Genomic DNA, 14,477 nt, shown 5'->3' with positions numbered 1-14,477 from the left:
GCGGAGATCCGCTCAGGTGCCCAGCGCCGCCAGTTCGGCCGTCACCGCCGCCGCCTCGGCGGCGGTCTGCGCGCGCTCCACGCGGACCGCGTCGCAGCCGACCCATTCCGCCGCCTCCCGCAGGGCCCGCGCCATCGGGGCGGCGGCCGCGGGAGAGGTCAGGGAGAGCTGCCGGGCGACCAGCGTGCGGCCCTCGCGGGCCGGGTCGACGCGGCCTTGGAGCCGCCCGCCCGCCAGCAGCGGCATCGCGAAGTACCCGTGTATCCGCTTCGGCTTGGGGACGTACGCCTCCAGGCGGTGGGTGAAGCCGAAGATCCGCTCCGTGCGGGGACGGTCCCACACCAGCGAGTCGAACGGGGACAGCAGCGTCGTGCGGTGGCGGCCCCGGGGAGCCGTCGCGAGGGCCGACGGGTCCGCCCACGCGGGCTTGGACCAGCCCTCCACCTCCACCGGTACCAGCCCCGAGTCCTCGACCACCGCGTCGAACTGCTCCCCCTTGAGCCGGTGGTAGTCCGCGATGTCGGCGCGGGTGCCGACGCCGAGGGACCGGCCGGCCAGGGCGACCAGGCGGCGCAGGCACTCGCGGTCGTCCAGGTCGTCGTGGAGCAGCGCGTCGGGCACGGCCCGCTCGGGGAGGTCGTAGACCCGCTTCCAGCCGCGGCGCTCGCTGCACACCACCTCGCCGGTGTCGAGGAGCCACTCCACCGCGATCTTGGTCTCGGACCATTCGAACCACTCGCCGCCGTTCTTGGCGCCGCCCAGCTCGGTGGAGGTCAGCGGGCCGTCCGTCCGGAGCCGGTCCAGGACCGCCCGCGTCGAGTGCTGCTTGTCCTCGAGGATGTGCCAGCGGTGGCCGCGCTCCCGGTTGGCCCGGCGGCGGAAGGCGAAATGCGGCCATTCCTCGATGGGCAGGATGCAGGCCGCGTGCGACCAGTACTCAAAGGCGTGCCGCTCGGTCCAGTAGGCCTTCTCCACGCTGTCCCGGCCGACCGCGCCGAGCCGGGCGTACGGGATCAGCTCGTGCGAGCGGGCCAGCACCGAGATGGTGTCGAGCTGGACGGCGCCCAGGTGGCGCAGGACCCCGCGGACCCCGCCGCGCCGGTCGGGGGCTCCGAGGAAGCCCTGCGCGCGCAGGGCGATCCGGCGGGCGTCGTCGGCGGACAGGGACACGGTCGGCGGCGGCAGGCTGGTCATGCGCCGAAGCGTAGGCCGTGCCACTGACATTGATACTCGTAGCGGGGTCCGGTGGTCGTGGCTCTGCCACTGACTGACGCCCTGCTGGGCTGTCAACGGGGCCGGACCAGGACGTCAGGGCGTGGGCGACGGCAGGTACGGCAGCTGCGAGGGCAGGCCGAGGTCGGAGGGGAGCAGGGCGCCGACCCGGCAGTCGCGCAGGGTGCCGCGGTGGGAGATCCCGGCGCGCAGGACCCCCTCCATCCGGAAGCCGGCCTTCTCCGCGACGGCCCGGGAGGCCGCGTTGCCCGGCTCGGCCCGCCACTCCAGGCGTCCCGCGCCGAGCTCGGTGAAGGCCCAACGGGCGGCGGCGCCGACCGCCTCGGTCACGTAGCCCCGGCCCCGGTGCTCCCGCACCGCCCAGAAGCCGATCTCGAACACGGCCTCGCCGCGCGGGTGCACGCCCAGGGCCGCCACCAGCGGGCCCCCGGCCCCGAGCCGGACCGCGAAGCTGTACGCGCTGTCCTCGCGCCAGCCGGTCGGGACGGTCTCGTTCACCCAGGTGTCCGCGTGCGCGTGCCCGTAGGGGGAGGGGACCTCGTTCCAGCGCTGGATCTCGGGGTCCTGGCAGGCGGCGTGCACCTCGGGGGCGTCCTCGGCGGCGAAAGGCCTGAGCACGAGGCGTTCGGTGGTCAGTGTGGTGGGCTCCATGCGCGGATTCTGCTGCCGTCGCGGCACCGGGGGCGAACACTTTTCGGGAATCCCTCCGGGTGATGCGGCACCTTCGGTGTCCCCCGTACGTTCTCAATCCGGGCACCCGTGCCCTCATGGGAACGGCGGACCTCCCGACGCGACCGCGTCCTCGCTTACGATGGCCGTTGCGGTGGGGCCCACCTGCCGTGCCCGTGTACGTACAGTGCCCAGGCCCGACCGGCAAGGAGACAAACCTCGGTGTCCGTCTTCAACAAGCTCATGCGTGCAGGCGAAGGCAAGATCCTGCGCAAACTGCACCGCATCGCGGACCAGGTCAACTCCATCGAAGAGGACTTCGTCAACCTCTCCGACGCCGAGTTGCGGGCGCTCACGGACGAGTACAAGCAGCGGTTCCAGGACGGTGAGAGTCTGGACGACCTGCTGCCCGAGGCCTTCGCCACCGTGCGCGAGGCGGCCAAGCGCGTCCTCGGCCAGCGCCACTACGACGTCCAGCTCATGGGCGGTGCGGCGCTGCACCTCGGGTACGTCGCCGAGATGAAGACCGGTGAGGGCAAGACCCTCGTCGGCACCCTGCCCGCGTACCTGAACGCGCTGTCCGGCAAGGGCGTCCACCTGATCACGGTGAACGACTATCTGGCCGAGCGCGACTCCGAGATGATGGGCCGCGTCCACAAGTTCCTGGGCCTGTCCGTCGGCTGCATCCTGGCGAACATGTCGCCGGCGCAGCGCCGCGAGCAGTACAACTGCGACATCACCTACGGCACGAACAACGAGTTCGGCTTCGACTACCTGCGCGACAACATGGCGTGGTCGCAGGACGAGCTCGTCCAGCGCGGCCACAACTTCGCCGTGGTCGACGAGGTGGACTCGATCCTCGTCGACGAGGCCCGTACCCCGCTGATCATCTCCGGTCCCGCGGACCAGGCCACGAAGTGGTACGCGGACTTCGCGAAGCTGGTCACCCGCCTCACCAAGGGCGAGGCCGGCCAGCCGCTCAAGGGCATCGAGGAGACCGGCGACTACGAGGTCGACGAGAAGAAGCGCACCGTCGGCATCCACGAGGCCGGTGTCGCCAAGGTCGAGGACTGGCTCGGCATCGAGAACCTCTACGAGTCGGTGAACACCCCGCTCGTCGGCTACCTGAACAACGCCATCAAGGCGAAGGAACTGTTCAAGAAGGACAAGGACTACGTCGTCATCGACGGCGAAGTCATGATCGTCGACGAGCACACCGGCCGTATCCTCGCCGGCCGCCGCTACAACGAGGGCATGCACCAGGCGATCGAGGCGAAGGAAGGGGTGGACATCAAGGACGAGAACCAGACCCTCGCCACGATCACCCTGCAGAACTTCTTCCGCCTGTACTCCAAGCTCTCGGGCATGACCGGTACGGCCATGACCGAGGCCGCCGAGTTCCACCAGATCTACAAGCTCGGTGTCGTCCCGATCCCGACGAACCGGCCGATGCAGCGAGTGGACCAGGCCGACCTGATCTACCGCACCGAGGTCGCCAAGTTCGCCGCCGTCGTCGACGACATCGCGGAGAAGCACGAGAAGGGCCAGCCGATCCTCGTCGGTACGACGTCGGTCGAGAAGTCCGAGTACCTTTCCCAGCAGCTTTCCAAGCGCGGCATCCCGCACGAGGTCCTCAACGCCAAGCACCACGAGCGCGAGGCCACGATCGTCGCCCAGGCCGGCCGCCGCGGCGCCGTCACCGTCGCCACGAACATGGCCGGGCGCGGTACGGACATCAAGCTCGGCGGCAACCCGGACGACCTCGCCGAGGCCGAGCTGCGCCAGCAGGGCCTGGACCCGGAGGAGCACATCGAGGAGTGGGCGCACGCCCTCCCCGCGGCGCTCACCCGTGCCGAGGCCGCCGTGAAGGCGGAGTTCGAGGAGGTCAAGGGGCTCGGCGGGCTGTACGTGCTGGGCACCGAGCGCCACGAGTCGCGCCGTATCGACAACCAGCTGCGCGGTCGTTCCGGCCGTCAGGGCGACCCGGGCGAGTCCCGTTTCTACCTGTCGCTGGGTGACGACCTGATGCGTCTGTTCAAGGCGCAGATGGTCGAGCGCGTCATGGCGATGGCAAACGTTCCGGACGACGTCCCGATCGAGAACAAGATGGTGACGCGCGCGATCGCGTCGGCCCAGTCGCAGGTCGAGACCCAGAACTTCGAGACGCGCAAGAACGTCCTGAAGTACGACGAGGTGCTCAACAACCAGCGCGAGGTCATCTACCGGGAGCGCCGCCGCGTCCTGGAGGGCGAGGACCTCCAGGAGCAGGTGCACCACATGATGGACGACACCATCGACGCGTACATCGCGGCCGAGACGGTCGAGGGCTTCGCCGAGGAGTGGGACCTGGAGCGCCTGTGGAATGCGTTCCGGCAGCTCTACCCGGTGAAGGTCACCATCGAGGAGCTGGAGGACGCCGCGGGCGACCGCGCCGGCATCACCGCCGAGTTCATCGCGGAGTCCGTCAAGGACGACATCCACGAGCAGTACGAGGCCCGCGAGAAGGCCCTCGGCTCCGAGATCATGCGTGAGCTGGAGCGGCGCGTGGTCCTGTCGGTGCTGGACCGCAAGTGGCGCGAGCACCTGTACGAGATGGACTACCTGCAGGAGGGCATCGGCCTGCGGGCCATGGCCCAGAAGGACCCGCTGGTCGAGTACCAGCGCGAGGGCTTCGACATGTTCAACGCCATGCAGGAGGGCATCAAGGAGGAGTCCGTCGGCTACCTGTTCAACCTGGAGGTCCAGGTCGAGCAGCAGGTCGAGGAGCTTCCGGTGCAGGACGCCGCCCCGTCGCTGACGAAGGAGCCGGCGGCCGCCGCCGCCCGTCCGGAGATCCGGGCGAAGGGGCTGGACGCGCCGCAGCGTCCGGACCGGCTGCACTTCTCCGCGCCGACGGTCGACGGTGAGGGCGGCGTGATCGAGGGCGACTTCGAGAGCGACGCGGCCGGGGACGGGATGACGCGGGCCGAGCGCCGTAAGGCGCAGAAGGCCGCGGGTGGGCGTCGCCGCAAGAAGTAACCCTGCCGCTCCGCGGGGCGCAGTTCGTCGGCCGGGGCCGGGCACCGTGGGGTGTCCGGCCCCGGCCGTTTCGCTCCCGCGGGGGTGGCGGTGCGGGTGCGGGTGCGTTGGCGGGTGCGGCGCCGTTGCGGGGGCGCTGCCCCCGGGCCCCCGCGCCTCAAACGCCGGCGGGGCTGAAAAGAGCGGGGCTCCGCCCCGGGCCCCGCGCCTCAATCGCCGGCGGGGCTGAAAAGAGCGGGGCTCCGCCCCGGGCCCCGCGCCTCAAACGCCGGCGGGGCTGGGAGGGTGCGGCGGGGCTGGGAGGGTGTGGCCGGGCTGGGAGGGTGCGGCGGGGCTGGGAGGGCGGCGGGGATGGGATGGGCCGTTAGGGGAGGGGGCCCTGGATTTCGATGGCTGCGCAGCGCCAGCGGAGGTCCGGGCCTTGTTCGAGGCGGAAGGCCATGGCCGTTACGCGGTCGCCGGTGGTGATGCGGGCGAAGGCCTCGATGACGCCGGGGCCGGGGATGAAGCGGCCGCAGCGGCGGACGACCGGGCGCAGGCGTTCGCGCAGGGGGTCCGCCGGGGCCAGGGTGACCAGCTGCTGGTAGGCGGGGCCGATGGTGTGGCCCAGGAGCGAGTGGACCGGGCGCATGCCGCTGATCACCGCCAGCAGGCGTTCGGCGAACCAGTGGTGCGGGCCGACGTGCGGCGGGCGCGCCGGCCCCGAGCCGGGTGCCGGGCGGCGCTGGTCGCGCCGGCCGGCGGGGCGGGTTCCGGAGCGGCCCGCGGGGCGGCGACGGCCGCCGTTGCTGCCGATCGTGCCGCGCGTCGTGGTGTCCATCGCGATCTGCCCCCGAACAGGCCGGGCCCGGAGCGGTACCGGGCGGTAACTTGATGGGGATCTTCTACGGGCGGCGAACACGCTCCGCAACCGGCGGCCGGCCCCGGCCCGCGGCCGGCCGGGTTCACCTATCCGAGTGCGCGGCCCGCCGCCACCGGGGCCGGACGGCGGGGCGCCGGGGCGGCCGGTGGACGGGCCTCCCGCCGGCCGCGGCAGCCCGATGGGGTACGGCGGCCGTCACCCTGCCGGACCCCGGCCGGCCACCTCCGAGTCGTATCCTGGGTTGGTTTCCGACTACCGAAAGCAGCCGGCCATGCGCGTGTACGTCCCCCTGACCCTCCCCGGGCTCGCCGAGGTGCACAAGGCGGGTGAGCTGGGCCCCGCCCCGCTGCGGGCGTACGCCGTCACCCCCGGCCTGCGCGAGTGGTACGTCTCGGACGACATCGAGGAGCTGGAGTACGCGGCCCTGGGCCGGGCCGCGGCCGCCTCGCTGAGGCTGCTCGCCGCCGACCCCGGCGCACCCCGCCGCCGCGTCGTGGTCGCCCTCGACGTCGACGACAAGGCCGCCACCGCCGCCCCCGGCGCCGACGAGGCCAGCCTCGGCCAGGTGAGCCTCGCCGCCGCCGTACGGCTCACCGTGGCCGCCGCCGTGCACGTGGACGCCGACGACGCCGACGAGGACGTCGCCGCCGCCGCGCTGGCCCTGCCCGCCGCCGACAGCGGGGACGAGGACGCGCGGTCCACCGTCGACCGGGCCGAGGACCACGAGCTGCTGTGGTTCGGCGTCCAGGAGATCCCGGGGCTGCTGAAATGACGCACACGAACCACCTCGTCTGGGACTGGAACGGCACCCTGCTCCACGACATCGACGCCGTCATGGCCGCGACGAACGCCTCTTTCGCCGAGCTCGGCTTCGCGCCGATCACGCTGGAGACGTACCGCGAGCTGTACGTCGTACCGGTGCCGAAGTTCTACGAGCGCCTCATGGGGCGGCTGCCCACCGAGGCGGAGTGGCTCGTCATGGACGAGACCTTCCACCGCCACTACTGGGCCGCGGCGGCGGATTCCGGCCTCGCCGAGGGCGCCCGGGAACTGCTCCGCGACTGGCAGCGCGACGGGCTCACCCAGTCCCTGCTGTCCCTCGCGCCCCACGACAGGCTCGTCCCGCTCGTGCGCGACCACGGCATCGACGTGCACTTCCTGCGCGTCGACGGGCGGACCGGCCCCTCCCACACCTCCAAGGCGGGACATCTCGTACGCCACATGGAGGCCCTCCATGCGACGGGCGTGACCGCCGACCGTACGGTCCTCATCGGAGACGCCGTGGACGACGCGCTCGCCGCCGCACACGTCGGCGCACGCGCCGTGCTCTACACGGGCGGCTCGCACAGCCGCCGCAGTCTGGAATCAGCCGGAGTGCCGGTCGTGGACAGCCTGGCGGAAGCCGTTCTGACTGCTCGCGAGCTGGCCGAATAGCGACTGGACAGGCCGCTGCACGGACGGCCTGCCACGTCGCTGGCCAGAGTGTCAAAGTTCTACCCCAAGATTTGTACAGATGCAGCGAATGACGACCTGGGGGTAGGTCGGGATAGCCTTGTACCCGTGATCAGCGCGATATCCCTCGGGGGCACTGGAGCCTCCGGCCTGCGCCCGGCGTACGACAGTGCCCGGGCCATCGCTGATCCCCGCCACCGGGACCGCCGGCCGATCTTGGCTCATTCCCTCCCGGTCGGCTCTCTCGACGGCATAGCGTCGATTCGGAACGGACACCCCGCCTCGGGGCGCTATGTCATTCCTTCCTTCACCTACGTCACGCAATGGCGCGCGACAGGAGCCAGAGGACATGCAGACCAAGCTGGACGAAGCAAAGGCCGAGCTGCTCGCACGGGCGGCCCGGGTAGCTGAGCACAGCCCGGCCGGGGGGCTACTTCCGACTGGGTCCGAGCAGGGAGAGCGGCCGGACCAGGACACCGTCCTCTCCTACCTCCAGCGCTACTACCTGCACACGGCGCCCGAGGACCTCACGGACCGGGACCCGGTCGATGTATTCGGAGCCGCGCTCTCGCACTACCGGCTGGCCGAGAACCGGCCGCAGGGCACCGCGAACGTGCGTGTGCACACCCCCACGGTGGAGGAGAACGGCTGGACCTCCAGCCACTCCGTCGTCGAGGTCGTCACCGACGACATGCCCTTCCTCGTGGACTCCGTGACGAACGAGCTCTCCCGCCAGGGCCGCGGCATCCACGTCGTGATCCACCCGCAGGTCGTCGTCCGCCGTGACATCACCGGCAAGCTGATCGAGATCCTCGGCCCCGACTGCGACGCGCACGGTCCCCGCACCGCGCGCCCCCACGACTCCCTCGTCGAGTCCTGGATCCACGTCGAGATCGACCGCGAGACCGACCGCGCCGACCTCAAGCAGATCACCGTCGACCTGCAGCGCGTCCTGTCCGACGTCCGCGAGTCCGTCGAGGACTGGGAGAAGATGCGCGAGGCCGCGCTGCGCATCGCCGACGGCCTGCCCGACGAGCCCACCGCCCCGGACCTGCGCGAGTACGAGCTCGAAGAGGCCCGTGAGCTGCTGCGCTGGCTCGCCGACGACCACTTCACCTTCCTCGGCTACCGCGAGTACAACCTCGTCGACGGTGACGCCCTGGCCGCCGTGCCCGGCACCGGCCTCGGCATCCTGCGCTCCGACCCGCACCACAGCGGCAAGGAGGACGGCCACCCCGTCTCGCCGTCCTTCAACCGGCTGCCCGCCGATGCCCGCGCCAAGGCCCGCGAGCACCGCCTGCTGGTGCTGACCAAGGCCAACAGCCGTTCCACCGTGCACCGCCCCTCGTACCTCGACTACGTGGGCGTGAAGAAGTTCGACGCCGACGGCAACGTCGTCGGCGAGCGCCGCTTCCTCGGCCTGTTCTCCTCCGCCGCGTACACCGAGTCCGTGCGCCGCGTGCCGGTCATCCGCCGCAAGGTCGCCGAGGTCCTGGAGCGGGCCGGCTTCTCGCCGTCCAGCCACGACGGCCGCGACCTGACGCAGATCCTGGAGACCTACCCGCGCGACGAGCTGTTCCAGACCCCGGTCGACCAGCTCCAGTCCATCGTCACCTCGGTCCTCTACCTGCAGGAACGCCGCCGGCTGCGGCTGTACCTGCGCCAGGACGAGTACGGGCGCTACTACTCGGCGCTGGTCTACCTGCCCCGCGACCGCTTCACCACCGGTGTGCGGCTGCGCCTGATGGACATCCTGCGCGAGGAGCTCGGCGGCATCAGCGTCGACTTCACCGCCTGGAACACCGAGTCGATCCTCTCCCGCATCCACTTCGTCGTGCGCGTCCCGCAGGGCACCGAGCTGCCCGTGCTGACCGACGGCGACGTCGAGCGCATCGAGGGCCGCCTCGTCGAGGCCGCCCGCTCCTGGGCCGACGGCTTCGACCAGGCCCTCAACGCCGAGCTCGGCGAGGAGCGCGCCGCGGAGCTGCTGCGCCGCTACGGCAACGCCTTCTCCGAGGGCTACAAGGCCGACCACTCGCCGCGCGCCGCCGTCGCCGACCTGGTGCACCTGGAGAAGCTGCGCGGCAGCGACAAGAACTTCGCGCTGTCGCTGTACGAGCCCGTCGGCGCGGGCCCCGGCGAACGCCGCTTCAAGATCTACCGCGCCGGTGAGCAGGTCTCCCTGTCCGCCGTCCTGCCCGTCCTCCAGCGCCTCGGCGTCGAGGTCACCGACGAGCGCCCGTACGAGCTGCGCTGCGCCGACCGCACGAACGCGTGGATCTACGACTTCGGTCTGCGGCTCTCGGCGGGCGACCTCGGCGACGACGCCCGCGAGCGCTTCCAGGACGCCTTCGCGGCCGTCTGGAACGGCCAGGCCGAGAACGACAACTTCAACACCCTCGTGCTGAGCGCCGGTCTGACCTGGCGCCAGGCCGTCGTCCTGCGCGCGTACGCCAAGTACCTGCGCCAGGCCGGCTCCACCTTCAGCCAGGACTACATGGAGGACACCCTCCGCAACAACGTCCACACCACCCGGCTGCTGGTCTCGCTCTTCGAGGCCCGGATGTCGCCCGTCCGCCAGGCCGCCGGCAGCGAGCTCGTGGACGCGATGCTGGAGGAGCTGGACGGGGCCCTGGACCAGGTCGCCTCGCTCGACGAGGACCGCATCCTGCGTGCCTTCCTCACCCTCATCAAGGCCACCCTGCGCACGAACTTCTTCCAGCTCGACTCCCACGGCGAGCAGCACGCCTACGTGTCGATGAAGTTCGACCCGCAGGCCATCCCGGACCTGCCGGCGCCCCGCCCGGCCTTCGAGATCTGGGTGTACTCCCCGCGCGTCGAGGGCGTCCACCTGCGCTTCGGCAAGGTCGCCCGAGGCGGCCTGCGCTGGTCCGACCGCCGCGAGGACTTCCGTACGGAGATCCTCGGCCTGGTCAAGGCGCAGATGGTCAAGAACACCGTCATCGTGCCGGTCGGCGCCAAGGGCGGCTTCGTCGCCAAGAACCTCCCCGACCCGTCGGTGGACCGCGACGCCTGGCTCGCCGAGGGCATCGCCTCGTACAAGATCTTCATCTCGGCGCTGCTCGACATCACCGACAACATGGTCGCCGGCGAGGTCGTGCCGCCGCGGAGCGTGGTCCGTCACGACGAGGACGACACCTACCTCGTCGTCGCCGCCGACAAGGGCACCGCGACCTTCTCCGACATCGCGAACGGCGTGGCGGAGTCCTACGGCTTCTGGCTCGGCGACGCCTTCGCGTCGGGCGGCTCGGCCGGCTACGACCACAAGGGCATGGGCATCACCGCCCGCGGCGCGTGGGAGTCCGTCAAGCGGCACTTCCGCGAGCTCGGCCACGACACCCAGACCCAGGACTTCACCGTCGTCGGCGTCGGCGACATGTCCGGTGACGTCTTCGGCAACGGCATGCTGCTCTCCGAGCACATTCGTCTGGTGGCCGCCTTCGACCACCGCCACATCTTCATCGACCCGACCCCGGACGCGGCCGTCTCGTACGCCGAGCGCCGGCGCCTGTTCGAGCTGCCGCGCTCCTCGTGGGCGGACTACGACACCTCGCTGATCTCGGCGGGCGGCGGCATCCACCCGCGTTCGGCCAAGGCCGTCCCGGTCACCGCCCAGATGCGCGCGGCTCTCGGCATCGAGGCCGGCGTCACCAAGATGACCCCGGCCGACCTGATGCAGGCCATCCTCAAGGCCCCCGTGGACCTGGTGTGGAACGGCGGTATCGGCACCTACGTCAAGGCGACCTCCGAGACCCACGCCGACGTCGGCGACAAGGCCAACGACGCCATCCGCGTCAACGGCTGCGACGTGCGGGCGCAGGTCATCGGCGAGGGCGGCAACCTGGGCCTGACCCAGCTCGGCCGCATCGAGTTCGCCCGCAGCGGCGCCGGCGGCGAGGGCGGCAAGGTCAACACCGACGCCATCGACAACAGCGCCGGCGTGGACACCTCCGACCACGAGGTGAACATCAAGATCCTGCTCAACGCGGTCGTCGCCGACGGCGACATGACCGTCAAGCAGCGCAACACGCTGCTCGCGCAGATGACCGACGAGGTCGGCCGCCTGGTGCTGCGCAACAACTACGCGCAGAACATCGCCCTGGCCAACGGCTCGGCCCAGGCCCCCAGCCTGCTCCACGCCCAGCAGCGCTTCATGCGCCGTCTGGAGAGCGCCGGCCTGCTCAACCGCGAGCTGGAGTTCCTGCCCACCGACCGGCAGATCCGCGAACTGCTCAACAACGGCAAGGGGCTGACCCAGCCGGAGCTGGCCGTCCTGTTCGCGTACACCAAGATCACGCTGGCGGACGAGCTCATCGCCACCGAGCTGCCGGACGACCCGTACCTGCGCCGCCTGCTCTTCGCGTACTTCCCGGCGGCTCTGGGCGACAAGTTCTCCGAGCAGATCGACGCGCACGCGCTGCGCCGCGAGATCATCACGACGATCCTGGTCAACGACACCGTCAACACCGGTGGTTCGACCTTCCTGCACCGTCTGCGCGAGGAGACCGGCGCCTCCACGGAGGAGATCGTCCGGGCACAGCTCGCGGCCCGCGAGATCTTCGGCCTGGCCGACGTGTGGGACGCGGTGGAGGCGCTCGACAACAAGGTGGCCGCCGACGTCCAGACCCGGGTGCGCCTGCACTCGCGCCGTCTGGTCGAGCGCGGTACCCGCTGGCTGCTCAACAACCGGCCGCAGCCGCTCCAGATCACCGAGACCATCGCCTTCTTCGGGGAGCGGGTGGCCCAGGTGTGGGCGGAGCTGCCGAAGCTGGTGCGCGGCGCGGACCTGGAGTGGTACCAGCTGGTCCTGGACGAGCTGACCGGTGAGGGCGTGCCGGAGGAGCTGGCGGCGAAGGTCGCCGGATTCTCCTCGGCCTTCCCGACGCTGGACATCGTCGCGATCGCGGACCGGACGGGCGTGGACCCGCTGGGTGTCGCCGAGGTGTACTACGACCTCGCCGACCGCCTGGACATCACGCAGCTGATGGACCGGATCATCGAGCTGCCGCGGGCCGACCGCTGGCAGTCCATGGCCCGCGCGTCGATCCGCGAGGACCTGTTCGCGGCGCACGCGGCCCTGACGGCGGACGTGCTGTCGGTGGGCAACGGCGCGTCGACTCCCGAGGAGCGCTTCACGGCGTGGGAGGAGAAGAACGCGGCGATCATCGGGCGGGCCCGGACGACCCTGGAGGAGATCCGGGGCTCGGACGACTTCGACCTGGCGAACCTGTCGGTGGCCATGCGGACGATGCGGTCGCTGCTGCGCGCGCACAGCTGATGGTGGTTGTTCAGCCGAACGGGCCGGGCCCGGGACCTTGTGGTCCCGGGCCCGGCCCGTTCGCCGGCGGGTCCGCGGGCGCGGCGCCGTAGCGGGGGCGCTGCCCCCGGGCCCCCGCGCCTCGAACGCCGGCGGGGCTGGGAGAGCGCCTCGAACGCCGGCGGGGCTGGGAGAGCGCCTCGAACGCCGGCGGGGCTGGAAGGGCGCCTCAGACGCCGGCGGGGCTGGAACGGGTCGACTTCTCGTAGGCGGCGCAGACCTCGTCCGCGGGGCCGTCCATGCGCAGGACGCCGGAGTCCAGCCAGATCGCGCGGTCGCAGGTCTCGCGGACGGTGTTGATGGCGTGGCTGACCAGGAAGACGGTGCCGGCGCGCTCGCGGAGTTCCTCGATGCGGGCCTGGCTGCGCCGCTGGAAGGCCGCGTCACCCGTGGCCAGCGCCTCGTCGATCATCAGGACGTCGTGGTCCTTGGCGGCGGCGATGGAGAACCGCAGCCGGGCGCCCATGCCGGAGGAGTACGTGTGCATCGGCAGGGAGATGAAGTCGCCCTTCTCGTTGATGCCGGAGAAGTCGACGATCTCCTGGTAGCGCTCGTGGATCTGCTGCCTGGACATGCCCATGGCGAGGCCGCCGAGGATGACGTTGCGTTCGCCGGTCAGGTCGTTCATCAGGGCGGCGTTCACGCCCAGCAGGGACGGCTGGCCGTGCGAGAAGATCCGGCCGCGGGCCACCGGCTGGAGGCCGGCGACGGCCTTGAGGAGGGTGGACTTGCCGGAGCCGTTGGAGCCGATGAGGCCGATGGCTTCGCCCTCGTACGCGGTGAAGGAGACGCCCTTGACGGCGTGCACCTCGGTCATCCCGGGGGTGGGCCGGCGGGAGAAGATCCGGCTGAGGGCGGCGGTGGCGCCGCCCTTGCGGGCTCCGGTGCCGTGCACCTTGTAGATGACGTGGACGCCGTCCGCGATCACGGTGGGCACCCGGGTGTCGGTCTTCGCTTCAGCCACGTCCGTACGCCTCCTCCGCCTTCCAGAAGTAGATGAACCCGCCGACGCCCGCGAGCAGCGCCCAGCCGACGGCCAGCGGCCACACGTGGTGCGGGAGCGCGTGCGCGGGGAAGCTGTCGATCAGCGCGAAGCGCATCAGGTCGATGTAGACGGCCGGCGGGTTGGCCTTGAGGGCCGTCAGGACCCAGTGCGGCAGGTCGTTCTTGCCGAGCATCTGGTCGATGGACCACATGACGCCCGAGGCGTACATCCACGTCCGCAGGACGAACGGCATCAGCTGGCTGACGTCGGGGCTCCTGCTGCCGATACGGGCCATGACCATGGCGCAGCCGGCGGCGAAGACGGCCGTCAGCAGGAGCGCCGGCAGGGCCAGGAGCCAGGCCGGGCCGGGGCGTTGGCCGAAGGCGAGCAGCAGGACGACCAGGGCGGCCATGGAGACGAGCAGCTGCTGGAAGAGCTGGACGACGGTGGAGAGGGGCAGGCTCGCGCGGGGGAAGTGCAGGGCGCGGACCAGGCCGAGGTTGCTGTGGACGGCGCGGGTGCCGGCGTTGACGGAGCTGCTGATGAAGTCCCAGACGAAGATGCCGGTGATCAGGAAGGGGACGTAGTCCGGCACGCCGTGGCTGGCCTTCAGGACGAGGCCGAAGATGAAGTAGTAGACCGTCGCGTTGAGCAGCGGGGTCATCAGGTGCCAGACCTGGCCGAGCTTCGCCGTGCTGTAGGTGGCCTGCATACGGGCGTTCGCGTACGCGGTCACGAAGTGGCGGCGCTGCCAGAGCCGGGCGATGTAGCGGGGGAGCGTGGGGCGGGCGCCGCTGAGCGTGAGGCCGTGGGCGGCGGCCAGCCGGGCGAGTTCCGCGGAGGTTCCTGGCGCGGTCTTGGATGCGGTCGCGGTGGTCACTGGTTCGCTTTCGCTTTCGACGTTGGTCGGGACGGGTCCG

At 71.2% G+C, this 14,477-nt stretch carries 9 protein-coding genes; 4 read left to right on the top strand and 5 right to left on the bottom strand.

The window, feature by feature from the left end; genetic code table 11:
* Nucleotides 1-12: 12 nt before the first annotated feature.
* Both NRK68_RS13265 and NRK68_RS13260 read right to left on the bottom strand, forming a co-directional pair.
* On the bottom strand, nucleotides 13-1,194 hold the full coding sequence (locus NRK68_RS13265; protein WP_257855854.1) for a winged helix-turn-helix domain-containing protein: 1,182 nt from the start codon (nucleotides 1,192-1,194) through the stop codon (nucleotides 13-15).
* A 114-nt stretch (nucleotides 1,195-1,308) separates the two neighbouring features.
* Nucleotides 1,309-1,884 (bottom strand): GNAT family N-acetyltransferase, encoded by a 576-nt coding sequence (locus tag NRK68_RS13260; protein ID WP_183065689.1) that lies wholly within the window; start codon nucleotides 1,882-1,884, stop codon nucleotides 1,309-1,311.
* Between the two features lie 240 nt (nucleotides 1,885-2,124).
* Between NRK68_RS13260 and secA the strand changes: the two genes are divergently transcribed.
* A complete protein-coding gene (secA, locus tag NRK68_RS13255; RefSeq protein WP_183065688.1) occupies nucleotides 2,125-4,920 on the top strand; it encodes a preprotein translocase subunit SecA in 2,796 nt (931 codons plus the stop codon).
* Between the two features lie 364 nt (nucleotides 4,921-5,284).
* Here secA and NRK68_RS13250 read toward each other — a convergent pair whose 3' ends face one another.
* Nucleotides 5,285-5,740: an Rv3235 family protein gene (locus NRK68_RS13250; RefSeq protein WP_220818742.1), complete on the bottom strand. Its 456-nt coding sequence runs from the start codon at nucleotides 5,738-5,740 to the stop codon at nucleotides 5,285-5,287.
* Between the two features lie 313 nt (nucleotides 5,741-6,053).
* Here NRK68_RS13250 and NRK68_RS13245 point away from each other — a divergent pair, with 313 nt between their 5' ends.
* From NRK68_RS13245 to NRK68_RS13235, 3 genes are all read left to right on the top strand, one after another.
* Nucleotides 6,054-6,554, top strand: coding sequence for a DUF6912 family protein (locus NRK68_RS13245; protein ID WP_257855853.1), 501 nt, complete (start codon nucleotides 6,054-6,056; stop codon nucleotides 6,552-6,554).
* Entirely contained in the window at nucleotides 6,551-7,216 is a 666-nt protein-coding gene (locus tag NRK68_RS13240) for an HAD family hydrolase (RefSeq protein ID WP_183065686.1), read from the top strand. Before NRK68_RS13245 ends, NRK68_RS13240 begins: the two co-directional genes overlap by 4 nt.
* A 367-nt stretch (nucleotides 7,217-7,583) precedes the next feature.
* Nucleotides 7,584-12,533, top strand: a complete 4,950-nt coding sequence (locus tag NRK68_RS13235; protein WP_183065685.1) for an NAD-glutamate dehydrogenase — start codon at nucleotides 7,584-7,586, stop codon at nucleotides 12,531-12,533.
* Between the two features lie 208 nt (nucleotides 12,534-12,741).
* Here the strand turns inward: NRK68_RS13235 and NRK68_RS13230 are convergent, their stop codons facing one another.
* Both NRK68_RS13230 and NRK68_RS13225 read right to left on the bottom strand, forming a co-directional pair.
* Nucleotides 12,742-13,536: an ABC transporter ATP-binding protein gene (locus NRK68_RS13230; protein ID WP_257855852.1), complete on the bottom strand. Its 795-nt coding sequence runs from the start codon at nucleotides 13,534-13,536 to the stop codon at nucleotides 12,742-12,744.
* Nucleotides 13,529-14,437 carry an ABC transporter permease gene (locus NRK68_RS13225; RefSeq protein WP_257855851.1) on the bottom strand — a complete coding sequence of 303 codons (909 nt, stop codon included), beginning with the start codon at nucleotides 14,435-14,437 and terminating at the stop codon, nucleotides 13,529-13,531. Before NRK68_RS13225 ends, NRK68_RS13230 begins: the two co-directional genes overlap by 8 nt.
* Nucleotides 14,438-14,477: the final 40 nt, after the last annotated feature.

The sequence above is a fragment of the Streptomyces yangpuensis genome, assembly GCF_024666385.1.
GTDB lineage: Bacteria > Actinomycetota > Actinomycetes > Streptomycetales > Streptomycetaceae > Streptomyces > Streptomyces yangpuensis.
Note: the sequence above shows the minus strand (reverse complement) of the source record. Positions and strands in the feature narration are given on the sequence as shown.

Coding starts and splice junctions, on each gene's coding strand:
- NRK68_RS13265 (WP_257855854.1), bottom strand. CDS start 1,194: ATGACCAGCCTGCCGCCGCCGACCGTGTCCCTGTCCGCCGACGACGCC.
- NRK68_RS13260 (WP_183065689.1), bottom strand. CDS start 1,884: ATGGAGCCCACCACACTGACCACCGAACGCCTCGTGCTCAGGCCTTTC.
- NRK68_RS13250 (WP_220818742.1), bottom strand. CDS start 5,740: ATGGACACCACGACGCGCGGCACGATCGGCAGCAACGGCGGCCGTCGC.
- NRK68_RS13245 (WP_257855853.1), top strand. CDS start 6,054: ATGCGCGTGTACGTCCCCCTGACCCTCCCCGGGCTCGCCGAGGTGCAC.
- NRK68_RS13240 (WP_183065686.1), top strand. CDS start 6,551: ATGACGCACACGAACCACCTCGTCTGGGACTGGAACGGCACCCTGCTC.
- NRK68_RS13235 (WP_183065685.1), top strand. CDS start 7,584: ATGCAGACCAAGCTGGACGAAGCAAAGGCCGAGCTGCTCGCACGGGCG.